Genomic DNA, 26125 nt, shown 5'->3' on the forward strand with positions numbered 1-26125 from the left:
TTGTAACCACCAGTTTCTCCCTCCATGTATTCTTTAACTAATTTTAACTTAAACTCAAATGAATATTTAGACATGATAATACCCCCTGAATCCGTGTCCGGATTTAGGGGGTAACATCAGAGAAAATTGCAATTTAAATTCTCCTTTGCATAATGAATTTAAGAGCTACCTAAATTATTGAAATCTGTCTTACCTTCTATATCTGAAACAATAGGTGCTAACATATTGACTAAAATGTCCAGATATTTTTATATGAATGCTATAATTTTCTGTTAATTCTATTGAGATATTCTGCAATAATTTAATTTCTTCATCTTCAACTCATTTCCTATTTTTTAAAACATTAAAGATACTAGATATATTTAACCCTTCCATAGAAGCTTTTTTGTAACGAATAGGAAAGTTCTAGTTTTCTGTTTTCATTTAAAGAACTTGACCTATTTGGGTTTTAAGCAGATTGCCGAAAACTTTGATTTCATGCAAGTTGCTTATGAAGTGGACAAGAAAAGCTACCTCATTATGCGTCGATAGACGCTTTTCTTACTTTAATAGTATAGGGAGAAATCAAAAATATTTTATATTGGATATATTATTTTGTATAAATTATATAATAAAGATACTATCAATTTATATATGATTATATCAATATAGTAAGAATATCCATATGTATAAATTTTATCAATTCGACATTGATATATTATTATCGCGGTTCCATATCATTGAAAATTTGTAAAATTTATATAATTTAAAATGGAGTGTTATAATATAAACTATCTTCAAACTTATCAGATAAGTTGATAAGATAATATGTTCATAAGGGTATCATAAAAAATATTTATGGGAATGGAGATGGGTTTGTGATGAAAGAGAATTCAGTAAAAGTATCAGGTACAATTTTTGAAATAGAAGGGATTCCAAAGATTAAGGAGGTAATACCTCTGGGATTTCAGCACGTTGTAGCTGCAATTGTTGGCGTAGTTACTCCAGCATTATTGGTAGCCAATGTTACTGGTTTAGATTCAGCTGATAGAACGATATTAGTTCAAATTTCACTTATTATAACGGCTCTTGCAACCTTATTACAGTTATTTCCAATAAAGGGTATAGGCTCCGGGCTGCCTATAATCATTGGTACCAGCTTCGCTTATGTACCTACTATACTTGCAATTGGAGGGCAGTTTGGTATAGCTGCAATTTTTGGTGCACAGATAGCAGGAGGAATAGCTGCATTTATAGTAGGCATGTATGTAAAGGAGCTTAGAAGATTTTTTCCGCCTATAGTGACTGGAACCGTAATATTTACAATAGGACTATCACTTTATCCTGTTGCTATTAGATATATGGCTGGCGGTGCGGGAAACCCTAATTTTGGTTCACCTCAGAACTGGATGATTGCCATGATTACATTTGGAGTAGTTGTTTTTCTTACATATTTTACAAAAGGTTCAATAAAGTTGGCGGCCATACTAATAGGGATGATAGTAGGATATGTTATATCCTTAATGCTTGGCATTATATCTTTTGATACGGTCTCAGAATCAGGATGGTTTAAAATAGTTGCTCCGATGCACTTTGGAATTAAATTTGAAATTAGCTCCATCATTTCTATGGTTATAATATATATAGTAAATGCAGTCCAGGCTATAGGAGATTTATCATCAACAACTATTGGGGGACTAGATAGAGAGCCTATGGATAAGGAGTTATCAGGAGGAATAAAAGCAAATGGTGTAACCAGCGTTATCAGTGCATTCTTTGGTGGACTGCCTACAGCAACTTATAGTCAAAATGTTGGAATCATAACTGTTAATCGTGTTGTAAATAAGATGGTATTTGTTTTTGCCGCAATTATTTTTCTAGTAGCAGGATTAATACCTAAATTTGCATCATTACTTACGACTATACCTCAAGCAGTTATAGGGGGAGCTACGATTTCGGTGTTTTCAATGATAACAATGACTGGAATAAAAATGATATCCTCTTCTAAGTTAACTCCAAGAAATACAGCCATAGTCGGATTAGCAGTGGCTTTAGGGGTAGGGATTACATCAGTTCCTGGTTCATTAGCTGGATTTCCTGCATGGGTAGATACTGTATTTGGAAGTTCTTCAGTTGTGATTTCCACACTAACGGCTATAATATTAAACTTAATACTACCTAAAGATGAATCGAATGATAAGGATGGGCAAGAAAATTAGATTATATTAATGTAATTTATAATATTATCGATTTCAGAAAAAGTATTTATGAAAGGAAGAATAAATATGAATATTGGAGATATGCATAAAATCAATAAGCAGACCATGGTTCAGCAGACAATAGAATATCTTAGAGAATATATTTTGAATATGGAGAATGGAGATAGTTCAAAACTGCCTTCAGAAGGTACGATAGCAAAGAATATGGGGATTTCCAGACTGACTATCAGAGAGGCATTGAAGGTATTGGAAAATGAAGGACTGATATCTAAAAGTCAAGGAAGCAATACTATGATTACTACATTCGCAAGAAAACTCTCTGAAAATATTGATTATACTGGAGAACTAGGGAGTTTTTTAAAAGATTGCGGATATGATTTGGAGGTAGATGTACTTTCTCATAAGTGGGATAAGGCTGATGAGAAGACAGCACAAATTTTAAATATAAAAAGAGGAGAAGAAATACTTATTGTAGAAAAAATATTTTTCGCAGATGGAAAGCAAGCCGTATATTGCATAAATAGATTACCCAAGAAAATATTAAAAGACTTAGATTTTTCTGAAGAACTTTTTGGGCAGTCTATGTTTGATTTCATTGAAGAAAATACTAATTTTGAATTCAGTCATGACTATATGGAATTAATCCCTGAATTGGTTACTAAGGAGTTATCTGAGATATTAAATTTAGATATAAATTCTCCATTGCTTAGAGCTGATGTAATCAAATACGCTACTGATGGAAAAGTAGTAATGTATAATTCGGAGTATTATGTAGATGAACTCATTAGATTTAATGCATTGAGAAGCAATTATGGTGCAAAGCTTAGCAAGCTTGGTTCTAGCATTAATAAGAGGACTGGTGATTAAGATGATAACATTTGGGGATTATTTGTTACCTAAAAGTTTAGACGAAGCATATTCTGCATTTATTTCCAAGAGATCAGCTAGATTGATTGGAGGAGGATGCTTTTTGAGAATGGGAAATAGGAAAATCGGTTTGGCTATAGATTTATCACAGACGGGGATTGAATATATAAATGAGCTAGAGGAAGAAGTTGAAATCGGGGGAATGACTAGCCTAAGAGATTTTGAGACTTCACAGATTTTAAAGAATAATTTTGGAAATATAATTGAGGATTCTGTTAAGCATATAATTGGAGTTCAGCTTAGAAATATAGCTACAATAGGTGCAACAGTCTACTCAAGATATGGATTTTCAGATCCAATTACAGCTTTATTGGCATTAGATGCAGATATTTATTTATATAAGGGAGGTAGGATATCCTTAGAAGAGTATCTTAAGGAGAAAGACTACAGAAAGGATATCTTAGAAAAGGTAATTATCAAAAAGAATATACAAAGAGCAGATTTTCAGACCATAAGAAATTCTGCAGTGGATTATGCCATATTAAGTGTAGGGGTTAGTAGAGTAAATGGAAAGTATAGAATATCAATTGGAGCAAGACCTAGAGCTGCAATATTAGCATATGAAGCAATGGAATACATAAGTAATGTTGAAGTCAATGAAGATACTGCAACTAAAGCCGGAGAACTAGTATCGGAGGAAATTCATTTCGGAACCAATAATAGAGGAACTTGTGAATATAGGAAAGAAATTTCTAAGATACTTGTTAAAAGGGCATTATTGGAGGTGCAGAGATGATTATAAACTTATATATAAATGGATGCAAGAAATCTTTAGATGTCAGACCAGATGAGTATCTTTCTGAAGTTCTAAGACGTTATGGATATCTTAGTGTAAAAAGAGCATGTGATACAGGTTGCTGCGGTGTATGTACTATACTGATAGATGGAAAACCGATTTTATCTTGTTCATATTTTGCAGTTAGAGCAGAGAATAAACATATAACCACAATTGAAGGAATTTCTGATGAGGAGAAAAAGCTTGGGGAACTTTTAGTCTCCGAAGGAGCAGAACAATGTGGATATTGTAGTCCGGGACTTATTTTGACTGTTATTGCAATGAAAAATGAGCTTAAAAATCCTACTAAAAGAGATATATCTCAATATTTAACTGGAAATCTATGCAGATGTACAGGATATGTAGGACAGCTTAGAGGAATAATGAAATATATGGAGGTGAAGGAATGAGTGGATATGCTATAGGGAAAGGAATACCAAAAGTAGATGGAATGGGGTTGGTTACGGGGAAGCCTGTATATACAGATGATCTTGCATCTAAGAATTGTCTTATAATTAAAATACTAAGAAGCCCTTATGCATTTGCCAGAATAAAAAGTATAAATATCGAAAATGCAAAAAAAGTTCCGGGAGTTGAATGTATTTTTACTCATGAGAATGTACCGAAATATCTATATACAAGAGCAGGTCAATCATATCCTGAGCCATCAACTTATGATAAATATATTTTAGATGAATATGTAAGATATATTGGAGATGAGGTAGCAATAGTTGCTGCAGATACAGAGGAAACGGCGCTTAAGGCAATAAAACTTATAAAAGTGGATTATGAGGTATATGACCCAGTTTTGGATATGATGAAAGCAGAAGAAAGTAAAAGTAAAATACATTTTAGAGATAGATGTTTTATGAATATGGATAAAGGATTTAATCCAGAAAAAAATATTGCTTCAGAATATAGCTTTGAAATTGGTGGCGTTGAAGAAATATTGAAAAGCTGTGACGTGATTGTAAATGAGGAATATTCTACACAGGCCACAGCACATACTATGATGGAAACATACAGGGCATATTCATATATAGATCAATATGGAACGCTTGTTGTAGTATCATCAACTCAAGTTCCTTTCCATGTTAGAAGACATGTTGCTAAGTCTTTAGGAATTCCAGTAAATAAGGTAAGAGTTATTAAACCTAGAATCGGAGGAGGATTTGGGGGAAAACAAAATGCTCAGGCAGAATTTTACCCTGCACTGGTAACATATAAAACAGGTAAGCCATCAAAAATAATTTATAACAGAAGAGAAACTTTTGAATCTACATCTTCAAGGCATGCAATGAAAATAGGAGTTACTATTGGTTCTGATAAAAATGGAAATATTAAAGCTATAGATATGAAAGTTCTGTCAGATACTGGAGCATATGGAGAACATGCCAGCACTGTACTAGGCTCAGCAGGATATAAAACTTTACCTTTATATAATAAAACAAAGGCATCAAGATTTACTGGTAAAGCAGTATATACCAATCGTACCCCGGGAGGAGCTTTTAGGGGTTATGGTGTAACCCAAGGTACCTTTGCATTAGAATCAGCGGTGAATGAATTAGCTTATAAATTGAATATGGACCCTTTAGAACTTAGAGAAAAGAACATGATAAAAAAAGGAGAAACTTCAGAGATATTTAATATAACTACTGTTGGAGCAGGTAAAAATCCCATTATTATGAATAGCTGCGAACTTGAATATTGTGTTAAAAGAGGAAAAGAACTTATAGATTGGGATAATAAGTTTCCAAGGATAGAAATTTCTTCTACAGTAATAAGAGGAGTGGGAATGGCTATTGCCATGCAGGGTTCTGGAATACCGGGAATAGATACTGCTTCTGCTACCATAAAGCTTGACGATGGAGGGAAATTTACTTTGCTGACAGGTGCAGCAGATATAGGCACTGGAAGTGATACTATTTTGAAGCAAATAGCTGCAGAAGCATTAGGAATATCAGTTAATAGTATAACTGTATTTTCTGCAGATACTGAACTCACTCCATTTGATGTTGGAGCGTACGCTTCTGGAACTACATATTTCTCTGGCAATGCAGTAAAAAATGCAGCCTTTAAGATGAGAACTATGATGGAAGAAGAAGCTGCTAGAATTTTGAGAATAGAGCTGTCAGAGATTAAATTTGATGGAGTTAATTTTAAGAGCAAAGATGGGAGCAAGTCAATATCATTATCAGATTTAAGCAATAAACTTATATATAAAATGCCTCATGCTCAATTGACTGCTACAGGGTCCTTCGGCACTGTAGATATAGCACCTCCTTTTATATCAGGTTTTGCTGAAGTAGAGGTTGATATTGAAACAGGAAAAGTAGATTTGATAAATTTTGTATCTATTATAGACTGTGGGACTGTGATTAATCCTAAGTTAGCTAGAATACAGGCAGAAGGAGGAATAGTACAAGGAATAGGAATGGCATTATTTGAAGAAGTAAAGGAAACAAAATTAGGTAAGCTTATAACTAATAGTATGATGCAGTATAAGATTCCATGCAGAATGGACATTAATAATATAATTGTGGATTTTGCAGATGGATATGATGCTACGGGTCCATTTGGTGCAAAATCCATTGGAGAAGTTGTCACAAATTCAGTTTCTCCTGCAATTGCTGATGCTGTATTTAATGCAGTAGGAATTAGAATAAGGGATCTGCCTATAACTCCTGAAAAAGTAAAAATGCTATTAATGAAAAGAAATAGAAGTATCCTTTAATTTCTATAAGTTATTTTTAATAAAATAGAATATATATGATATATATTTTTATAACGAATAGGAAAGCTATACTTTTTGTCTTTTTATTTTAAGAACTTGCTATGACCTAAATGAGTTTTAAGTAAATTGCTGAAATCTTTGATTTCGTGCAAGTTGAATGTGCAGTGGCCAAGAAAAGCTACCTTTAACACATCGATAGACGCTTTTCTTACATCTAATCAACTATTTATTAAGTATATTAATTTATGGGTTTAATTTGCTTTTTCTTGACAAATGCTTGTAAATAAAGTATATTATTATACAAGTGAAAATCTATGCATTGATAAGGACAGTAGCAGAGATAATTTATTAAAGAGAGATAATCATTTGGTGTGAGATTATTATAAATAGCTTTGTGAAGATCACCTTTGAGCATAATACCTGAAGAGAGTAAGGTATTACGTGAAGACGTTATACTTATTAAGTGACAAGAAGTATTTATTTTAATTCTTGTAATTTGGGTGGTACCGCGGAAATTTCGTCCCTAAGTCTTTGACTTAGGGGTTTTTTTATGACCTAACTTAGCGAACGATAGTGAGGTTTAGTAGGTCAAACGCAATGAGCACCAAATCTATGCGAGCGTAGCGAGCAAATAGATTTGAGTTGCGAAACTGCGTAAAGTGACCTAACACAACGAACGATAGGTCCTAGCGGACACCACTGAACTATACTCTATGGAGCAAATTAAGGTAGCAAATGAATTTGTACAGCGAAACTGCGATGATTCTATAATGAAAGGATGAAAAAAGTGAAAAGGTTTAATGAATTATCAAATGAACCTGTAAAGGTCAGAGAGCATAATATTAGCAAATACTGGCAAGAAATAGATTTACTTCATAAATCAGTTACTTCAAGAGATGAAAAGAAGCCATATGTGTTTTTTGAAGGACCTCCTACGGCAAATGGGAAACCAGGTATACATCATGTAATGTCTAGGACATTAAAGGATTTAACATGTAGATATAAGACTATGCAAGGCTATCAAGTAAAGAGGAAAGCAGGCTGGGATACTCACGGACTTCCGGTAGAGATCGAAGTAGAAAAAAAATTAAATTTGAAAAATAAACATGATATCGAATCTTATGGATTAGAAGCATTTAATAAGCAATGTAAAGAATCTGTTTTTCAATATGAAAAACTTTGGAGAGACATGACAGAAAGGATGGCATATCTAATAGATTTAGATAACCCATATATAACATTAGAAAACGATTATATTGAATCAGTATGGTGGATATTAGATAAATTTAATAAAGAAGGCTTAATATATGAAGGACATAAAATACTGCCATATTGCTCTAGATGTGGTACAGGTCTTGCTTCTCATGAGGTTGCACAAGGATATGAAGAAATAAAGACAGATACAGTGATAGCAAAGTTTAAGCTAAAAGATAGAAATGAATATTTCTTGGCTTGGACTACAACTCCTTGGACTCTTCCATCTAATGTTTCCTTAACAGTAAATGCTGTAGAAACTTATTTGAAAGTTAGACAAAATGATGAAATATACTATGTAGGAAAGGTCTTAGCTAATAAGGTATTAGGTGAAGACTATGAAGTATTAGGGGAGCTAAAGGGCAAGGAGTTAGAATTTGTTGAATATGAACAACTAATTCCATTTATAAATGTAGAAGGAAAAGCATTCTTTGTGACAGTAGCAGATTATGTAACTACAGAGGATGGAACAGGAATAGTTCATACTGCACCTGCATTTGGTGAAGATGACTATAATACTGGAATGAGATACGGTTTACCAGTTATTCAGCCGGTATCAGAGGACGGCAAATTTACTCAAACTCCTTGGGAAGGTAAATTCGTAATGGATGCAGACCTTGATATAATAAAATGGCTTAAAGAAGAAGGAAAGATGTATAAGAAAGAAAAGGTAGCTCATAACTATCCACATTGTTGGAGATGTAAAACACCATTATTATATTATGCAAAACCTTCTTGGTATATAGAAATAACTAAGCTGAAAGATAAGTTAATAGAGAACAACAATGGTGTAAATTGGTATCCAGAATTTGTAGGAGAAAAGAGATTTGGAAACTGGCTTGAAAACTTAAATGATTGGGCAATTTCAAGATCCAGATATTGGGGTACGCCATTACCTATATGGAGATGTAATGACTGCGGTCATATAACTTCAGTAGGTTCAAGAGCAGAATTAGTAGAAAAAGCTATAGAAGATATAGATATGAGCGTAGAACTTCATAGACCATATGTAGATAATATTCATTTAAAATGTGAAAAATGTAATGGCACAATGACGAGAGAAAAAGATGTAGTAGATGTTTGGTTTGATAGTGGTGCTATGCCATTTGCACAACATCATTATCCATTTGAACATAAAGATGACTTTGATTTATTATTCCCAGCAGATTTTATCTGTGAAGGTATAGATCAAACGAGAGGATGGTTCTATTCACTATTGGCTATTTCAACCTTTGTAACAGGTAAATCACCATATAAAAATGTACTTGTAAATGACTTAGTATTAGATAAAGAAGGAAAGAAAATGTCTAAGTCAAGAGGGAATACAGTAGATCCATTTGATTTATTTGATAGATACGGTGCAGATGTTCTAAGATGGTATATAATCTACGTATCTCCACCATGGACACCAACAAAATTCGACGAAGATGGTCTTAGAGAAGTAGAGAGTAAATTCTTTAGATCCATAAGAAATGTATACAATTTCTTCTCATTATATGCGAATACTGATGGTATAAATCCAAGAGAATTTTTCATCGAATATAAAGATAGACCTGAAATAGATAGATGGATACTTTCAAAATATAATAGTCTTTTAAAGGAAGTAAAAGCAAATATGGATATTTTTGAACTAACAAAGGTTGTAAGAGATATTCAAGAATTTGTAATAGAGGATCTATCTAACTGGTATATCAGAAGAAATAGAAGAAGATTCTGGTCAACAGAGTTAGATGATGATAAAAAAGCAGTATATAATACAACCTATGAAATACTTGTAGGATTATGTAAAATGGTAGCTCCATTTGTACCATTTATTTCCGAGGAAATATATCAAAATCTGACAGAAGATGAATCAGTACATTTATCATATTATCCAGACATAAATGAGGAGTTAATAAATAAAGCAATAGAAGAAAAAATGGATTTAGTAAGAGATTTAGTAGGACTTGGTCGTGCATCTCGTGAATCAGTAAAGATAAAAGTACGTCAGCCTCTTAAAGAAGTAGTGATAGACGGAAAATATGAGGAACAAATAAAAGATTTAGCTCCTCTAATAATGGAAGAATTGAATGTTAAAGAAGTAGTGTTTGAAAGAGATTTATCTCAATTCATGAATTATTCTTTAAAACCAAATTTCAAGGTTGCAGGTTCAATACTTGGTGGGAAGATAAAATCCTTTGGAAAAGCTTTAAATGAACTTAATGCACATACTACAGTAGAAAAGCTAGAATCAGGTGAGAAACTAGTATTAAACCTAGATGGTGAAGATATGGAAATAGAAAAGGATTATGTATTAGTTACTATATCATCTAAAGAAGGCTTTGATGTGGCAATGGAAAACAATCTATTTGTAATATTGGATACAACTTTAACTCCTGATTTAATCAATGAAGGATATGCAAGAGAATTCGTATCCAAGGTTCAGCAAATGAGAAAGAATAATGGATATGAGGTTCTAGATAATATAAATATATTCTATGATGGATCTGATGACATTAAGGCAGCTTTAGATGAGTATGATGCATTTATTAAATCTGAGACTCTAGCTAAATCCATAGAAAGAGTAACAGAAGAAAGTTTAGAAAAGCAAGACTTAAATGGACAAATGACAGGAATAAGATTAGAAAAAATAGAATAGAAATTAGAACAAGGTAGATAGCAAGAGTTATCTACCTTGCTTATAACCCATAGGAAAGTACTTACTTATTTTTGGTTTTTCAAAAAAATCGATCTAAATGTATTTAATAAAAATCTCTAATTGCTTCGATAGAATCTTTTTTTATAAAGGGGGAATTTCCATGTTTATACCATTTGATAAATCCTCAAATGTTTTTGATACTAAACCATTTATAACAGAAGAAGTTAGGTTTAATTTGATGCACCGTATTAGGGAGTCAGATGATCCTATTTTGATAAAAAGTGAAAATGGCAAAGTTATTATTGCACAATCTTCACCACAGCATCCTGCATGGATATGGACTGATAAAGATGTAGAAGAACAAGAATATAAAGAGTTAGCGGATGGTTTTTATAATTTGTTTAAAGAACAGGATAGTTTAGAGTTTGTTGCGAAACCAGAAATAGCTGAGTTTTTGGCAAATAATTATGCAAAGCGGAAGAATATAACTTGGAAAATATCCATGTGTATGGAATCATATTATTGTCCCAATATAAATTTTCCAATGCATGTTAGTGGCTCAATTAGTAAACCATCTTTGGAAGATGTAGAAATTATATCTGAATTTTTTGGAGGATTTATACAAGATTGCTTTGGTATAAGCACGACAATGGATAAACAATTTAAAGCCGCAAGGTCTTATATACTCAGTGATAATTTCTATGTCTGGAAAAATAGTAATGAAATTGTGTCAATGGCTAATATTGCCCATCGTTCTCCTAGACATGGGAGAATAAATGAAGTATATACTCCGCCATCACATCGTAAAAAAGGATATGCAGGGGCATTGGTTAGTGAACTAAGTAAAATTATATATAATGAGAATAAGATACCAATGCTTTATACAGATTTGTCAAATCTGGCTTCAAATAAGGCTTATAAGAATGTGGGATTTGTAGAATGTGGGATAGTAAATCAAATTAGATTTGAAGTTTAGGCAATTAAATAATGAATAAAAATTTATCACTTTTGTTGAAACAAGGTAAATGGTAAAAATCATTTACCTTGTTTTTTTATTCAAAAAGTATTTAGTGATAGAAGAAGGAGTTTAGCAAAATTTGTAGAATAGTATATTGTAAGAATTTTTATGAATAATGAAGGGCAGAAGTAGTATATGTTTATAAAAGTGTAAAGGTCAGTGGCATTAAGGTAATATAGCAATATCGAAGCAGAGCTTCGAAGTCTTTTTATAAGGACTTAAGTGTACTGCTTTGGTTATGAGTTGGTTGGGTAAGGTTTTATATTGATAGAAAACTATTGATATAATCTGGGGGGAGAAATGGATGGATAGAAGTAGTAACGAAATATGGATTAACGCAGATAACTATGATGATTGGGAAACGTCAAGACCTTTGTTGTTCAGAGATGATATGAGAGATGCTTTTTTCAAATGGTTCAGAATCAAGTCGTCTGATAATGTTCTTGATGGTGGTTGTGCAACAGGAGTATTAACTCGCTTTATCGCAAGAGGACTTGATATAGGAACTGTTACTGGTTTTGATATAAGCCGGCACTTCGTTGAATATGGAAATAATAAAATTAAAGAAGAAGGATTATCTACCAAAGCAAAAATAGTACTTGAAGATGGGTTTAATCTATCCTTTGCTGATAACATATTTGATGTCGTTGTAAATCATGCCTATCTTGGGGTACTTTCTGATAATGTAGCAGGATTGAAAGAAATGATTCGAGTATGTAAGCAGGGAGGGAATGTGTCTGCTTCAGTGTCTGCAAGACATTTTCCAGAAATTAATTGGGAAGGAGAATGTCCGTTTAGAGGTAATGAAAGATTAAATGAATTGATTGAAAAGCAAGAAAAAGTATATAGTGAAATTACGACTGCTTCTGTTTTAAAACAAGATACATATTGGAATGTGATGCGTTTTCCAAAAATGTTTGCAATGTGTGGTCTCACAAATATTACAATTCACCCTTATGCATCTGGATTTTCATATAATGATAGTTATTGGTCAGATGATTTTAAAAAATATATGATCATGTCAGGCATAGGACGTGAAATTGAGATATTAGAGCAACAAAGACAGAACCCCCTATATGCAGAAAATGGCTTTTACGATGATGATTTTAAGGAATTAATTGAGTTGTATAAGTGTAAGCAAAACCATTTGATTAATAATATTCACAATAATGAGAATTGGGCTTGGAACGCAAATATGCATTACATTGTAACTGGTACGAAGGGTTAATTATTTATAATAGGAAAAACCTGTTATTTTATATCTTTTTATTTATCTATCAGGTTATTATATAAAATTGGGGTTTGGTTGCCATAGGACTTAACAAGATGTTGCCATTCACTACGCATACCTGCTCATATTTCGTAGGAGCCGGCAACCAGAACCGTTATGGGATACAGAAATATAGAGAATAAGCTTTAAGGTGAATTGTTAGGAGGGAAAGATGATGGAACGAGTTAGATTTAAAAACTCAAGAAACTTAAACTTAGTTGGGCACCTATACCCATCTACTTCTGAATCAATAATTATAATGTGTCATGGCTTTATGTCGAACAAACATTCAAAGGGACGTTTTGAAAGGCTTGCTACGGCATTTAATGAATCAGGTTACAGTGCTTTACTTTTTGACTTTAGTGGTTGTGGAGAAAGTGATGATGATATTCTGACTGTTGAAAAAGAAGTGGATGATTTGAAGTCAGCAATTCAATTTGTAAAGTCAAAGGGATATAAAAAAATTGCACTGTATGGGCATAGTCTTGGAACTGTTATTTGTTTAAAAAGTTATACTCCTGAAATAATAACAATGGTTTTATCAGGTGCTGCAACTGATTCGATTAAGTATAACTGGTATGAATTCTTTACAAAAGAACAAATGCAAGAATTAGAGGAAAAAGGATATTTAACAGAGCACACACCACAAGAAGTACGAAAAAAGATTGTAATTGATAAAAGGATTCTAAAAGATTTTGAGTTAATTAATCAGAAAGAGTTATTAAAAGATGTTAATTGCCCAGTTTTAATAATTCATGGTAATAATGACGAAGAAGAAAAGTTGCTCTACGAAAGATCTAAAGCAGCAATGGCATTGCTTTCAAATGACTCAAAATTAGAAGTTATTGATGGAGCAAACCATAGTTTCCTTGAACATTTTGATATAGTAGTTAAATTAACTACTGAATGGTTTACAAATCATCTTTGTTAGTATTGTGGGATATAAGATTTCGTAGTGTAACAATGTATTTGTGTAAAAGTGCACCGAGGAGTAATTTTAGGATGATGTGTATCACATTTGCTGTGGAAATAAATTTATTGAAGGAGTTATATAATGGAGAGTTTAGAAGAAGTTAAATATAAAAATGAACGAAGCAAAATTAATGGATATGAGCTGTTTAGTAAGTATTATATAAATGGATCTCCTACAGTATTATTTGAGGCCGGGATGGGTGATAGTAGCGAAGTATGGGCTCCAGTTCAAAATAAGATATCATTATTTACGACAACTTTCTCTTATGATAGAGCAGGAATAGGTAAAAGTGATACTTCAGTAATTCCTCGTACATGTTTAGATGTTGTAGAGGATTTGTCTGAGCTTTTGCAAAAAGTGTCAGTTAAGCCTCCTTTTATTTTAGTAGGACATTCTTTTGGAGGGTTGGTATCAAGGTTGTTTGCAAGTATTCATCCAAATTTAGTGGCAGGAATGATATTAGTGGACGCTGCTCCCGAATATAAAGAATTAGTTTTTGAGAAGGTTTTGCCTAATCATTTACTAATTTCAAATCGAGAATATTACAGTAATCCAATGCTTAATTCTGAAAAAATTGATAAAATTAAAAGTTATAAGCAAGTAGATGAACATAAGTGTATATTTGAATTTCCGTTAACAGTGATAACTAGAGGATTACCTGATAATTATAAAAAAGATTGGCCTAACCAAGAAATTCTAGATGTAGAGCAAAAGCTTCAATTTGAATCTAAGAAATTATCTAGTGATAGTAAAATTATTATAGCACAGAAAAGTAGACACTATGTACAAAATGATGAACCAGAGTTAATTGCGGAGGCAATAACAGAAATTGTTAATAAATATAGAGTTTTGGGCAAGTGAAAAACATAATCTAACAGACTATTTGATAAGTGGCACTCATAGGGAAGAAACGACTTGGAGAGTGAACATTACACTTTTTTACTTAGAGAGAAACTACTTTAAGTGTTAATACTCTAGGAGCTAGTTTAGGGACATCACAGATATTATTCCATTATCTAGAAAACATGGATTTTTTAGTTTTAATCAAATATAGTGTTGTTAAATAATATTTTAAGGAGTTGAAATAATTATGAAAAAAATAAAAGGAAATAGCATTATGCGGGAGGGATTAGAATGGATTTTGCATTTATCTATAGCCTTTGTAATTGTGTTGTTTCTCAATAGTGAGGTATATGCATTAACTGAAGTGAAACAATGGTCTATGGAAAATACTTTATTTGAGGGAGAAAAATTATATGTAGATAAGGTCTCTTATCATTTTTCAGAGCCTAAATCTGGTGATATTGTTGTATTTCTTCAAGGGGAAATAAATGAAGATTTTAATGATAGAATTATAAATGTATTAGAAGATATGAAAATGAAGTTCAATAGAGAACCTCGTAGAAATAGGTTTATTAAAAGAGTAATAGGGGCTCCAGGAGATAAAATTGATATTCAAGATGAGAAAGTCTACGTAAATGATAAACTGCTAAAAGAGACATATGTTAAAGGTAATACAATTAAAAGGATAATAGAGTATCCTGTTATTGTACCTGAAGGGAAATTATTTGTAATGGGAGATAATAGAGAAAATAGTAATGATAGTAGAACATTTGGGCTTGTAGATTATAAGAGTATTGAAGGCAAAGCAGTATTTAGATTTTGGCCAATTAATAGATTAGGAGATATAAAATAGGTGGAAAATCATTACATCAGATAACACCCTATTTAGTTTAAGAGTTGCTAAAGAATATTTCTAGCATCATTGCATATCACACCTTCTAACTGAGTACGAAGTACCACCAATACCAATTAGTATTTGTTTTGGGTTCAGTTCCAAAGTATCGCAAGCATGAGAAGGTTATCAGAAATGAGACATAGAGACTGCGACATCTTATGGAGAATTTTAAGGATTAAACGTATTAGTAAATTATAATGAACCAATGAAATTTAAATTAAAAAGGAGTGGTTAGATGAGTATAGAATGGTATGATATGATAGCTAAAAGAAATGGTGGATATAAAAGTGATGCAATATTTACTGTAGAAGGAATCTCTGGTGAAGATGTTTTTGAAAAAGAACTAATTCAAATATTACAAAATTCTAAAACAACTTTAGATGCCGGGTGTGGACATGGAGAATTTACTATTAAAATGGCAAAATATGCTCACGAGATTATTGGATTTGATGGTTCAGTGGAGTTATTAAAGATTGCTAATTCATTAAAAGAATATTACAAAATAAACAATGTAAACTTTGTATATGCTACGACAAAGGAAGAACTACCATTTGAAGATGAGCAATTTGACTTAATTTATTGTAGGAGAGGGCCAACCTCAATCACTCATCATAGCCGAGTTCTTCGCTCAGGGGGAATAATCTATGGTATTTGTCCTGAATATCCTAATATTATTGATATAGTTTCAAAAAGATTATCAAATAATGGCTTTATTAATATTGAGATTAAAGTATTTGAGGATGCAATATTAGTTTTTCCTAATGATAAAGAATTTGCAAAATTTTTAACAGCCTTTCCAGGAAATCCTGATTATACATTACCAGAAAGCAAGGAAATGCTAAATGAAAAAATTAAAGAAAACATAATTGATGGTCGCTTATGTCATAAACAATGGAGATTTATATGGAAGGCTACAAAAAAATAACTATAGCGGAAAGATTTAATAAGAGAAAATTAGATCCGCAGCCTAACAATCTGATAACAGATTTCCACAAGTTAAAAATACATTATAAAGATTTAGAGACAGAATCTTTAAAGAATGAAATAATATTGGATTCTATCGATGATATCAACATATTGATTGAAAAAGTATGTAAAGAGATAAGTGTTTTTTTAAGTAATAAGAGGAATTAAGATAATAATGAAATTGAAAAGATGGATAATGTCTCTGGAAAATCATTTGTGACATATCTATAGAATATATGTCACAAGACTTATATAAACTGAGAGGTGAATTTGATTTGAAGAGAATGTTTTTTGATATTCTTGAAGCAATAGTATTCTTAATAACTTTATCCTTTGTATTTAGAATTTTAATATATTTTAGAATTAATTTTAATTACATTTATGTTGCCATAGGCTTTTTAACGGCATGGGTTGCGGCTAAGATGATATTAAGAAGATTTCTTGGTAAAGTGGACGAGATATAGGTTAATTATAGAAGGATACTAATGTTAATGAAAAAGTAAAGATACATTATTAATGCTTTAGGGAATAGCAATTGAATTATGTATATAGAAATATATAGAAAGGAGAAGGAAATAAAATGGGAATGATTGTTGCAATTGGTGGAGGAGAAATAAGCAAATTGGAGACGTTGGAAATTGATGAGTATATTGTTAATTTAGCTGGTAAAGTAAATCCTAAAGCACTCTTTATACCTACTGCAAGTAATGAACCGCAAGGATATATCGATATATTTGATGATATATATGGAAAGAGATTAGGATGTAAGATAGATGTATTATACTTAATAAATGGAAATCTTTCAGACATAGAAATAAGAAGCAAGATCCTTTCTGCAGATATTATATACGTAGGTGGTGGAGATACTGTAAAGATGATGGAAGTATGGCATAGCAAGAAAGTTGACGAATATCTAAAAGAAGCATATGAAGCAGGTATTATACTTTCTGGCTTAAGTGCAGGCTCTATGTGTTGGTTTAGATATGGACATGGTGATAGTGACTTATCTCGTAATAAAGATGGTTGGTGGGACTATCAACGTATTAATGGACTTAGTTTCATTGATGCTATTCACTGTCCTCATTATAACGAGAAAGGTGGAGAAGGATTTGATGAGATGATGGAAACATTTAAAGGAATAGGAATAGCTATTGAAAACAACTGTGCACTAATAATAAAGGATGATAAATTCAAGATATTAAAAAGTGATGAGAAATCAAATGCTTATAAATTATATAAGTTAAATGGAATCGTATATAAGCAGATACTAGATAATTATGATTTAATTGATACGAATAAACTGTTCGAACTTTAATTAAAATCTGATCCATCAGGACATTATAATATGCATTATTATTGAGACATGCTTTTATATAAAATTTTAGACTATTTATAATATGGTGATTTAATTTAGAAAATATTCTATAGTTATAGAGGTGGGGTTATGGAAATAAAAATTCAAAGAACTAAGATTAATGAAGCAGAAGTCTTATTAGATATACAAAAGGAAGCTTTCAAAGAAGATCTAGAAAAATATGAAGACTATGATACAAGTCCTGCAACCGAGCCAATAGAAAAACTAATACGAAAAATTAATAATTCTTTTCACTATACTGTTTTTCTAGATGACATAATAATAGGAGGAATTGAAGTTAGAAAGTTATCAGATACTCAATTCTATTTGAATAGATTATATTTAAGTTCTAATTATCAAAACAAGGGAATAGGGGCTAAATTAATGAAGTTTATTGAAAATGAATTCTCAGAAGCTTTAGAATGGACTTTAAGTACACCTTATATGAATTATAGGAATCATTATTTTTATGAAAAGTTTGGATATGAAAAGATTAGTGAACATACAATCACCGAGAAGTTAATACTCTTCGATTATATTAAACATATGAATATAGAATGAATTACTTATGCTTTACCCATAATATTGTGAGGAAAGAGTGAAAATAGAGATGTATACAAATATTTATCTAGTTAGGCATGCAGAGGTTGATTATATTCCAGATGAATATAGTAGACCATTGTCAGAAAAGGGAAATAATGATGCTTTAAAGTTAACAGAATTATTTAAAGAATATGATGTATCGAGGGTAATATCAAGTCCCTATTTAAGAGCAATAAATACTATAAGAGGTATAGCAGAAGATAGAGGAATAACTATAGAAATAATATATGATTTTAGAGAAAGAAAAATTGCGAACTATCCCATTGAAGATTTCATTTCTTTTACAAGACAACAATGGAATAATTTTAACTATTGCTTAGAAACAGGAGAAAATTTAAATGAAGTACAAGCTAGAGGAATCGATGCTCTGAAGAGTATTTTAGAAAGATATAATGAGGAAGATATTGTAATTGGAACACATGGGACAATCTTAGGTGTCATTTTAAATTTTTTTAATAAAAGATATGACTATGATTTTTGGAAATCAATGAAGATGCCAGATATATTTAAGTTACAGTTTAAAGATGGAAATATAGAAAGTATTATAAATATAAAGATTTAATATGGGAGAAATGAGACAAATGAAAATAGAAGAATTAAAATATGGTATTTGCAGATTAGATGATACAGATATTATACCCTTTGAACTATTATTATTAGCTGATCCTTCGAGAGATGATGTAGAAGATTATTTGCATAGAGGGATTTGCTTTGTATATAAAACAGATGAAATAGTTGGAATTTATGTATTAATAAAGACTAGACCAAATACTATGGAACTTGTGAATGTTGCGGTAAAAGAAAATATGCAAGGTAAAGGAATTGGAAAAAGGTTAGTTTTACATGCAATATCTATGGCTAGGAAAGAAGGGGCGAAGACATTAGAAATTGGAACAGGAAATTCAAGTTTGCAACAACTTGCATTATATCAGAAATGTGGATTTCGTATAATAGGTGTGGATAAGGATTTTTTCACAAGACATTATGAGGAAGAAATTGTGGAAAATGGTATTATGTGTAGAGATATGATTAGATTGAGTATGGATTTATTATAACTTACTCAAGGGGCATAGCATATTTGACGGTGATTCTAATACAATGTGCATCAAGACATCACAAACAATAGGATATTAAATTAAGTTTTATAAGTAGGTGATATAAGTTGGAAAATCAATTTAGAAACATCAATTATTTAGAAGAAGGAAATGGTAGGCAGAAGTCAGCTTATAAATTACTGAAAAAATTAAATCTATTTGAGATATTAAATAATTATAATCCAGTTTTAGTCGGAACAATCCCTATAGATATTGATATATCTAATAGTGATTTAGATATTATCTGTGAAGTCTATAATCATGATGTCTTTGAAAAAACAATAATACAATTTTATAAAAAATGTGATATCTTTCATATTGAGAGACAGTTTATCGGAGGATTAGAGACATCATTTTCTAGTTTTAAGTATGATGATTTTTGCATAGAAGTTTTTGGACAGCCAAAACCTGTTTTCAATCAAAATGGCTATCGTCACATGATAATAGAAAAAAAGATACTTGATTTAGGTAGAGAAAAACTAAAAGAAGAAATAAAAAAATTAAAAAGATCTGGAATGAAGACAGAACCAGCCTTTGCAAAATATCTTGGATTAAAGGGTGATCCATTTGAAGAAATATTAAAATTATCATTATTATCAGAAGAAGAATTGTTTAGATTTGTAAGAGGTCAGCAGAAGGTCATAAGTGTCTAATTCTCAAAAGATATTACAAAAAGGAAGGCGAAAAGCTTGAATGATATAGTTCCAGGAGAATCAAGAAATCGTTGAGAAAAGAATAATATTTTTTTATATTGTAATGTAAGCAGTAGTTATTAGGAGATAGTGATAGAAGTGAATTTGTTATAAATCATATTATTATGTTGCATATTTTATAGAAGAATGGAGGATATATTGAATGAAAAAGTCAATAGGAATACTAGCTGGAATGGGACCGAGATCCACATCACCTTTTCTTGAATTAGTACTAGATCAATGCCAAATTCAATATGGTGCAAAATATGATATAGATTATCCATCTATCATAATTTACTCTCTTCCTACACCATTTTACCTAGATCGGCCAATCGACCATAAGATAATGAAAGAAACAATAATTAAAGGCATACAACATCTTGAATCAACAGGTGTTAGTTGTATTGCTATGCCGTGTAATTCTGCCCATATATATTTTGACGAGCTAAAGGAAAGAATCAGTATTCCACTATTAAATATTGTTGAGGAAACCATGACAAGAGTAGGTTCAAATAGAAAAATAACTATATTTGCTACGGAACTAACTTTTAATTCAGAACTATATCAAAAAGGAATATTAAATTCGGGCAATCAATTTATATTCAAAAATGATTGGCAGAAAAAAATAAACATTATAATTCAAATGATAAAAGAGAAAAAAGAAATATCAGAAGTTGATTTGTATTGGGATGAATTAATTAAAGATGCTATTAGAGAAGATGTAGAGGATATTATTATAGCATGTACGGATTTAAGTGTTTTAAAAAATAAATTTAAAGATGAGGTTAATTTTATAGATTCATCCCATGCCCTAGCGGAATCGTTAATAAAAGAGTATCTAAAGTAAAAGATCATCAATATCTAATATTAATAGATATAAAATACAAAGAAGCTTAATTTAGGAAGAATAATGCTGATAGTTTGTTTATCAGCTGAAAATATAAAACATGTAGCTAAAATAGTACCTCTTTAAAGGTTTGTAAACTAATCAATATGCAAGGGAAAGGAATTGGAAATAACTTTGATTATGATGATGCAGATGCACAAGAATTGTAAAATCGTTAATGTTTAATACATGTCTTTTTAAGACATTTTAAGTATAAGAAAGGTGTGAAGCATTATGAAAGTTAAATTAACTATTTTAGAAAGTAAGTGTCGAGGAAATTACCATAAGATAGGTGACACTTATATAGTTGGAGATATCTGTCCTCCAATTTGCCACGAATTGTGGCAGAGCATATATCCCAATGTCTATACATTATTAAATAATGGTGATTTAGATTATGGAAATATAAGAGAAAAGAAATTTCAAATGAGATGTCCAGATAACGGTAGAGTTTTAATATATGGAGAAGTTGTTGAAGCTTAATGATTATCATAAAAGCTATTGAGGAAGATATTTAGTATAAATATAAAATCTGTAATTTAATATATGTATTAGGATAGCTTTAGCAGATGAAATATATTTAAAATTTTGAGAGGAATACTTACCATTGATAGGAGAGATAAAAGTGGATAATATAAACTATGAATATAAAATTATTGGCAATGGAAATACAATACTTGTTATAGATGTAGGAATAGGAAATTCGTTTTATGATTGGTATCCGCTTATTGAAGAGATAAAGGACTATTTTACAGTCATTATTTATCATAGACAAGGATATGGTAATAGCAGTCTTCCAAAATCCTCTAGAACAACAAGAAATATAGCATATGAATTAAATACAATGCTTAAAGAAATTGGAATTAAAGAAAAGTATATTTTGATGGGACATTCCTTTGGTGGATTATGCGTACAGCAATATGTAAAAATGTATCCTGATGAAATTAAGGCTGTAGTGTTACTGGACTCAACTTCATATAATTTAGAACAATTGGAAAGTCTTGATACACCAACAATAAATTCTCAGACATCAATAGATAAGATGGTTTCTTTAGTTAATGAATTATCTTTGAAATCCAGAGAAGAGATTATTAGTCAAAATACAGATATGACTTCTAAATATGAGAAGTATGTAACAAGTGAAGAATTACAAGATGTTATAGAATTTTTTGGAAGTCCAAATCTTTATAAGACAGTATCTGATGAATTTTCAAACTGGATACATGATGGAGAAGATATAAAGAGTATACCTGTATTTCCAGATGTTCCTCTAAGAGTAATTGTTCGTGATGAGATATTATCTGTTACAAATTGGATGAAATATAAGATTCCTGAGGAAGAAGCAGTTAAGCATGAGAATAAGTGGCGTGAGTTGCAGGAAGAGCTAGTATTACTATCCAATCAAGGAAAATTGATAATTGCTTCGAATAGTGATCATTTAATATATATAGATAGACCAGATGTGGTGATTGATTGTTTAAAATCATTAATTTAAAAGAGTAAGGCAGAAAAAATAAATATTGTCATTTACAGGAGGGCTTTATGAAAAGAGACAAGTTAGCTGAAATTGCTAAATTGGAAGCACAGAAATGTTTTCATGGAAATGTTATGGGGCTTGAGTCCAACATTGAGCCAATAATTAATTTATTTCCTAAATGGTCATTAGAGAACTGGGATGGAAAATGGTGTGCTGCATTTGTTTATTACTGTTGCATCAAAGCAGGTTTTAGTATTCCGGTAAAATTTCCTAACGAAAATGTAAGATGTAATTTTGCAGGTTGTTCAGCATGGGAATCATGGGCCAGTTTGCCTGAAAATCAATTTTACTATCCAGCTGAAAATAATAGTTTTATTCCAAGTAAAGGAGATATTGTAATATTTAATAATGTCTTTTTAAATGAACCCCATGATCATATTGGCATAGTTCTGGAAAATTATGACGGCTACATAGTTGTTGCTGAAGGAAATATCAATAATGTATCTGGAGCTGTAAAAAGAAATAAAAATAAAAATATAAGAGGATATATCAGAATACCTGATGATTATAACTTTATAAAATAATCAAAACCAGAAAATTATCTGAAAAAGGTGACTTTATTAAATTAAGATATATACTGGATATATGAGAATAGGAAGAATAACTACATAAAATTGTTATGGTATGGGGGATTTATAGTGAAAAAGATTATAGCAAGATATTTCTATGTTCCAATTTGTCCAGAATCATTTGCTTCATTAGACCGTCTTAGCAGCTTATTTAGAAAGTATAAAGAACATATTCATTTTGAATCATTTAATGTTTTTGAGTGTAAATTTGAATCCGTATATTCTTGGTTTCCCAATGAAGACGAAATAATAGAAAGTATTAGAGGCAAAGAGTCTTCTCCACTTCTTTTTGGAAAATTATTTATTCAAGGAAATGAAATAAAAGGTTTTCCTCCTTCAAAGAAATCTATATCAGATGAATTAGAAGAATACGGGATATCCTTTAAAGAGGAAGATTATAAATTGGATTATAAATCTACTATGAAGAAGAAACTTAAATACGATATAAATAAATTTCATATTAAACAATACCATGAAAAACTCCTTAGGGATAGTTGTATTATCTGTACAAAATACAATCCATATCTAGATGAGGAAGCATATATTCCAGAGAATTGGAATAAATATGAGGAATTAAAGACAACTTTTTTAAAGGAAAATCTAAAAAAGGACAGTTTAGTTGGATATATTGAATATTATAATGATGAACCAGTGGGATTTATTGAGGCATTTCCATTAGATATATCAAGAATGTTAGGATTTCCGACATCGAGTAAAAGCACCGATGGTATTATGATTACTTGCCTCTCTGTTCGCCAAGAAATGAGTGGATATGGTATAGCTTCAAGATTAATAGAACATCTTGAAAAAGAAGTAGAGAAGAGAAAGTACAAATCAATAGAAGTATTATCATTTCCACATGAACATAATTGGCAGCCTGAATCATTGTATGGAAAAAGGGGTTATAAAAGGGCTAAGGGAATAAAGGGACTATGTATTATGAAAAAGGAATTGTAATAATTTCAGCTGAAATATAGTATGAGTTATTTAATCCTTTATATTTTTATAAAACCATATTGACTTTGACGTCGTGGCGTACCTTATACTTATTTATTAAGTAAGGAGGAATTTATTATGGAATTAAAAACAATTACTCAAGTTTCAAATGCCTTTAAGATTTCCACAAGAACACTTCGATATTATGAAGAAATAGGACTTTTAGTCAGTTCTAAAAAAGAAGGATATTCATATCGTAGCTATGATGAGGGGGCAATTTTACGTTTGCAGCAAATTGTCATTTTGAGAAAGCTGCGTATTCCACTAAAACAAATTGGAGACATATTAAATAACGAAGATGTTGTCCAAGCTATTGAGGTATTTAAACAAAATATAACTAATTTAGAAGATGAAATAGCGGCATTATCAACAATCAAAGTGATTCTAAACCGTCTTATTGAGACTTTGCAGAAGAAAACAAAACTTAAATTGAAACTTGGCATATTAAGTGATGATTATATACTTGATGCAATTGATTCCTTATCCTTACAAAAAGTTAGTTTTAAGGAGGAAAAGTCAATGGAAGATTTAAACAAGGCAGCAGAAAGTTTGTCAACACTTAAGAGTGTTAGGATTGTTCACTTACCACCATTTACAGTAGCCGCAAGTCATTATATTGGTGAAAATCCTGAGGAAAATGCAGGAAAGCAGCTAGAGGAGTTTGTGAAAGCAAGTAATCTCTATGAAATTAAACCGGATGCTCGTGTATTTGGATTTAATCATCCTAACCCGTCAAAGGATAGACCAGATTATGGATATGAGGTATGGATCACGATTCCTGAAGATATGGAAGTACCGGCCCCTCTTGAGAAAAAGCATTTCAATGGTGGACTATATGCAGCACATATGATAATTCTAGGAAATTTTCATGAGTGGGAGTGGCTATTAAATTGGGTTACTATTAACAATCCTAAATATGAAGCAAATTATGCTGATGATGGTGGAGAATGTATGGGAGGATTGCTTGAGGAGCATCTTAATTACCTTTACCATTGTAACCTTAATTGGCCTGAAAGTGATGAACATCAGCTTGATTTATTGTTTCCAATAAAATTGAAAGAGCAAGAATAAGATATGGGGGGGTATTTACTCCCTCGTTATACTGTTGTATATTTGAAAATAAATTTTAGGAGGATAAAGATGAAACATTCATTTAATATAACAATGCCAGATTATGAGAAAACTAGTAGAGTTTTTATTGAATTACCTTTCAATGTATGGAATTTATTTAATAAAAAAGGTGCAATAAGAGTTAAGGGAAGTATAAATAAAGTGCTGTATGAATGCGCTCTTATTCCAAGGGGAAATGGTGTTTATTTACTACCTATAAGTAAAAAGATAATTGAAAAATCAAGAATAAGTGTAGGAGATACTTTGAATATAAATATGGAACTAGTTGATAATAATGAAAACAATAAATCGAAAGTCAATGAATCAAGTGAATATAGAAGGATTGAATCAGTAAATTATGTTGGACAACCTAATACCAGAGCCTGTGGACAAGCATGTATATCCATGCTTGCAGGAGTGGATGTGGAAGAAGTAATGAAGGCTATGAATACTAAAGGATCAACAAGTATTGGACAATTAATCGAAGCTTTAGATTATTATAAAATAAAACATTCTGGTACTAACAAGAGAATTTCTAAGAAAAATCCAAACTATTCAGAAGTATGTATTTTAACTGTCCATATGCCAAATTATAATCATTGGGTTTTGCATTTCAAAGGTAAGTTTTATGATCCAGAATTTGGAGTTCTTGAAGAGTGTCATCCAGATGGTAAAATAACATCATATTTGGAGATATATAAAGATTAAAAATTTAGTGAAGTACATTTGTTTCTTCACTGAATAATCTATGGATTAACTATTATATGACATATTAGAAGTAATATATATGGTT

Annotated in this window: 26 protein-coding genes and 1 other annotated feature; all 26 genes read left to right on the forward strand. The window is 31.1% G+C overall.

Going from position 1 to position 26125, the window contains the following annotated elements; translation table 11 throughout:
• Positions 1-860: 860 nt before the first annotated feature.
• The 26 genes from KQI38_RS03675 (at position 861) to KQI38_RS03800 (ending at position 26040) form a co-directional block, all read left to right on the forward strand.
• Positions 861-2198 (forward strand): uracil-xanthine permease family protein, encoded by a 1338-nt coding sequence (locus tag KQI38_RS03675; protein WP_216556142.1) that lies wholly within the window; start codon positions 861-863, stop codon positions 2196-2198.
• Positions 2199-2246: 48 nt separating this feature from the next.
• The gene (locus KQI38_RS03680) at positions 2247-3065 is read left to right on the forward strand and encodes a GntR family transcriptional regulator (RefSeq protein ID WP_216555940.1); all 819 of its coding nucleotides are present in this window, start codon (positions 2247-2249) and stop codon (positions 3063-3065) included.
• Between the two features lies 1 nt (position 3066).
• Positions 3067-3861, forward strand: coding sequence for an FAD binding domain-containing protein (locus KQI38_RS03685; protein WP_216555943.1), 795 nt, complete (start codon positions 3067-3069; stop codon positions 3859-3861).
• Positions 3858-4310: a (2Fe-2S)-binding protein gene (locus tag KQI38_RS03690; RefSeq protein ID WP_216555946.1), complete on the forward strand. Its 453-nt coding sequence runs from the start codon at positions 3858-3860 to the stop codon at positions 4308-4310. The genes KQI38_RS03685 and KQI38_RS03690 overlap by 4 nt, the downstream gene beginning before the upstream one ends.
• Positions 4307-6634 (forward strand): xanthine dehydrogenase family protein molybdopterin-binding subunit, encoded by a 2328-nt coding sequence (locus tag KQI38_RS03695; RefSeq protein ID WP_216555954.1) that lies wholly within the window; start codon positions 4307-4309, stop codon positions 6632-6634. Before KQI38_RS03690 ends, KQI38_RS03695 begins: the two co-directional genes overlap by 4 nt.
• A gap of 310 nt (positions 6635-6944) precedes the next feature.
• Positions 6945-7162, forward strand: a binding site (T-box leader).
• 259 nt (positions 7163-7421) lie between these two features.
• Positions 7422-10526 carry an isoleucine--tRNA ligase gene (gene ileS / locus KQI38_RS03700; RefSeq protein WP_216555957.1) on the forward strand — a complete coding sequence of 1035 codons (3105 nt, stop codon included), beginning with the start codon at positions 7422-7424 and terminating at the stop codon, positions 10524-10526.
• A gap of 160 nt (positions 10527-10686) precedes the next feature.
• Positions 10687-11502 (forward strand): GNAT family N-acetyltransferase, encoded by an 816-nt coding sequence (locus KQI38_RS03705; protein WP_216555960.1) that lies wholly within the window; start codon positions 10687-10689, stop codon positions 11500-11502.
• A 346-nt stretch (positions 11503-11848) separates the two neighbouring features.
• Complete coding sequence (locus KQI38_RS03710) at positions 11849-12772, forward strand: class I SAM-dependent methyltransferase (RefSeq protein ID WP_216555967.1); 924 nt, start codon at positions 11849-11851, stop codon at positions 12770-12772.
• A gap of 217 nt (positions 12773-12989) precedes the next feature.
• Positions 12990-13745, forward strand: a complete 756-nt coding sequence (locus tag KQI38_RS03715) for an alpha/beta hydrolase (RefSeq protein WP_216555969.1) — start codon at positions 12990-12992, stop codon at positions 13743-13745.
• 123 nt (positions 13746-13868) lie between these two features.
• Positions 13869-14648 carry an alpha/beta fold hydrolase gene (locus KQI38_RS03720; RefSeq protein WP_216555973.1) on the forward strand — a complete coding sequence of 260 codons (780 nt, stop codon included), beginning with the start codon at positions 13869-13871 and terminating at the stop codon, positions 14646-14648.
• A 229-nt stretch (positions 14649-14877) separates the two neighbouring features.
• A complete protein-coding gene (gene lepB / locus KQI38_RS03725) occupies positions 14878-15483 on the forward strand; it encodes a signal peptidase I (protein WP_216555976.1) in 606 nt (201 codons plus the stop codon).
• Between the two features lie 277 nt (positions 15484-15760).
• Positions 15761-16450, forward strand: a complete 690-nt coding sequence (locus KQI38_RS03730; RefSeq protein ID WP_216555979.1) for a class I SAM-dependent methyltransferase — start codon at positions 15761-15763, stop codon at positions 16448-16450.
• On the forward strand, positions 16429-16659 hold the full coding sequence (locus tag KQI38_RS03735) for a hypothetical protein (RefSeq protein WP_216555982.1): 231 nt from the start codon (positions 16429-16431) through the stop codon (positions 16657-16659). The genes KQI38_RS03730 and KQI38_RS03735 overlap by 22 nt, the downstream gene beginning before the upstream one ends.
• 107 nt (positions 16660-16766) lie before the next feature.
• Positions 16767-16955, forward strand: a complete 189-nt coding sequence (locus KQI38_RS03740; protein ID WP_216555985.1) for a hypothetical protein — start codon at positions 16767-16769, stop codon at positions 16953-16955.
• 116 nt (positions 16956-17071) lie between these two features.
• A complete protein-coding gene (locus KQI38_RS03745; protein WP_216555988.1) occupies positions 17072-17806 on the forward strand; it encodes a Type 1 glutamine amidotransferase-like domain-containing protein in 735 nt (244 codons plus the stop codon).
• A 129-nt stretch (positions 17807-17935) separates the two neighbouring features.
• On the forward strand, positions 17936-18406 hold the full coding sequence (locus KQI38_RS03750; protein WP_216555991.1) for a GNAT family N-acetyltransferase: 471 nt from the start codon (positions 17936-17938) through the stop codon (positions 18404-18406).
• Positions 18407-18443: 37 nt separating this feature from the next.
• Positions 18444-19010 carry a histidine phosphatase family protein gene (locus KQI38_RS03755; RefSeq protein WP_216555994.1) on the forward strand — a complete coding sequence of 189 codons (567 nt, stop codon included), beginning with the start codon at positions 18444-18446 and terminating at the stop codon, positions 19008-19010.
• Between the two features lies 1 nt (position 19011).
• A complete protein-coding gene (locus tag KQI38_RS03760) occupies positions 19012-19503 on the forward strand; it encodes a GNAT family N-acetyltransferase (RefSeq protein WP_246565566.1) in 492 nt (163 codons plus the stop codon).
• A gap of 107 nt (positions 19504-19610) precedes the next feature.
• Positions 19611-20195: a DUF4269 domain-containing protein gene (locus KQI38_RS03765; RefSeq protein ID WP_216555997.1), complete on the forward strand. Its 585-nt coding sequence runs from the start codon at positions 19611-19613 to the stop codon at positions 20193-20195.
• A 202-nt stretch (positions 20196-20397) separates the two neighbouring features.
• The gene (locus KQI38_RS03770; RefSeq protein WP_216556000.1) at positions 20398-21081 is read left to right on the forward strand and encodes an aspartate/glutamate racemase family protein; all 684 of its coding nucleotides are present in this window, start codon (positions 20398-20400) and stop codon (positions 21079-21081) included.
• A gap of 273 nt (positions 21082-21354) precedes the next feature.
• A complete protein-coding gene (locus tag KQI38_RS03775; RefSeq protein WP_216556002.1) occupies positions 21355-21603 on the forward strand; it encodes a TIGR04076 family protein in 249 nt (82 codons plus the stop codon).
• Positions 21604-21745: 142 nt separating this feature from the next.
• Positions 21746-22615 carry an alpha/beta fold hydrolase gene (locus KQI38_RS03780; RefSeq protein WP_216556003.1) on the forward strand — a complete coding sequence of 290 codons (870 nt, stop codon included), beginning with the start codon at positions 21746-21748 and terminating at the stop codon, positions 22613-22615.
• A gap of 47 nt (positions 22616-22662) precedes the next feature.
• Complete coding sequence (locus KQI38_RS03785) at positions 22663-23181, forward strand: CHAP domain-containing protein (protein WP_216556005.1); 519 nt, start codon at positions 22663-22665, stop codon at positions 23179-23181.
• 114 nt (positions 23182-23295) lie between these two features.
• On the forward strand, positions 23296-24183 hold the full coding sequence (locus KQI38_RS22565; RefSeq protein ID WP_216556008.1) for a GNAT family N-acetyltransferase: 888 nt from the start codon (positions 23296-23298) through the stop codon (positions 24181-24183).
• Positions 24184-24300: 117 nt separating this feature from the next.
• Positions 24301-25293 (forward strand): MerR family transcriptional regulator, encoded by a 993-nt coding sequence (locus tag KQI38_RS03795; RefSeq protein ID WP_216556010.1) that lies wholly within the window; start codon positions 24301-24303, stop codon positions 25291-25293.
• Between the two features lie 69 nt (positions 25294-25362).
• A complete protein-coding gene (locus KQI38_RS03800; protein WP_216556013.1) occupies positions 25363-26040 on the forward strand; it encodes a DUF1905 domain-containing protein in 678 nt (225 codons plus the stop codon).
• Positions 26041-26125 lie beyond the last annotated feature (85 nt).

This window comes from Tissierella carlieri (genome assembly GCF_018917285.1).
In the GTDB taxonomy this organism is placed as follows: domain Bacteria; phylum Bacillota; class Clostridia; order Tissierellales; family Tissierellaceae; genus Tissierella; species Tissierella carlieri.

Coding starts and splice junctions, on each gene's coding strand:
- KQI38_RS03675 (WP_216556142.1), top strand. CDS start 861: ATGAAAGAGAATTCAGTAAAAGTATCAGGTACAATTTTTGAAATAGAA.
- KQI38_RS03680 (WP_216555940.1), top strand. CDS start 2,247: ATGAAAGGAAGAATAAATATGAATATTGGAGATATGCATAAAATCAAT.
- KQI38_RS03685 (WP_216555943.1), top strand. CDS start 3,067: ATGATAACATTTGGGGATTATTTGTTACCTAAAAGTTTAGACGAAGCA.
- KQI38_RS03690 (WP_216555946.1), top strand. CDS start 3,858: ATGATTATAAACTTATATATAAATGGATGCAAGAAATCTTTAGATGTC.
- KQI38_RS03695 (WP_216555954.1), top strand. CDS start 4,307: ATGAGTGGATATGCTATAGGGAAAGGAATACCAAAAGTAGATGGAATG.
- KQI38_RS03705 (WP_216555960.1), top strand. CDS start 10,687: ATGTTTATACCATTTGATAAATCCTCAAATGTTTTTGATACTAAACCA.
- KQI38_RS03710 (WP_216555967.1), top strand. CDS start 11,849: ATGGATAGAAGTAGTAACGAAATATGGATTAACGCAGATAACTATGAT.
- KQI38_RS03715 (WP_216555969.1), top strand. CDS start 12,990: ATGGAACGAGTTAGATTTAAAAACTCAAGAAACTTAAACTTAGTTGGG.
- KQI38_RS03720 (WP_216555973.1), top strand. CDS start 13,869: ATGGAGAGTTTAGAAGAAGTTAAATATAAAAATGAACGAAGCAAAATT.
- lepB (WP_216555976.1), top strand. CDS start 14,878: ATGAAAAAAATAAAAGGAAATAGCATTATGCGGGAGGGATTAGAATGG.
- KQI38_RS03730 (WP_216555979.1), top strand. CDS start 15,761: ATGAGTATAGAATGGTATGATATGATAGCTAAAAGAAATGGTGGATAT.
- KQI38_RS03735 (WP_216555982.1), top strand. CDS start 16,429: ATGGAAGGCTACAAAAAAATAACTATAGCGGAAAGATTTAATAAGAGA.
- KQI38_RS03745 (WP_216555988.1), top strand. CDS start 17,072: ATGGGAATGATTGTTGCAATTGGTGGAGGAGAAATAAGCAAATTGGAG.
- KQI38_RS03750 (WP_216555991.1), top strand. CDS start 17,936: ATGGAAATAAAAATTCAAAGAACTAAGATTAATGAAGCAGAAGTCTTA.
- KQI38_RS03760 (WP_246565566.1), top strand. CDS start 19,012: ATGGGAGAAATGAGACAAATGAAAATAGAAGAATTAAAATATGGTATT.
- KQI38_RS03770 (WP_216556000.1), top strand. CDS start 20,398: ATGAAAAAGTCAATAGGAATACTAGCTGGAATGGGACCGAGATCCACA.
- KQI38_RS03775 (WP_216556002.1), top strand. CDS start 21,355: ATGAAAGTTAAATTAACTATTTTAGAAAGTAAGTGTCGAGGAAATTAC.
- KQI38_RS03785 (WP_216556005.1), top strand. CDS start 22,663: ATGAAAAGAGACAAGTTAGCTGAAATTGCTAAATTGGAAGCACAGAAA.
- KQI38_RS03795 (WP_216556010.1), top strand. CDS start 24,301: ATGGAATTAAAAACAATTACTCAAGTTTCAAATGCCTTTAAGATTTCC.
- KQI38_RS03800 (WP_216556013.1), top strand. CDS start 25,363: ATGAAACATTCATTTAATATAACAATGCCAGATTATGAGAAAACTAGT.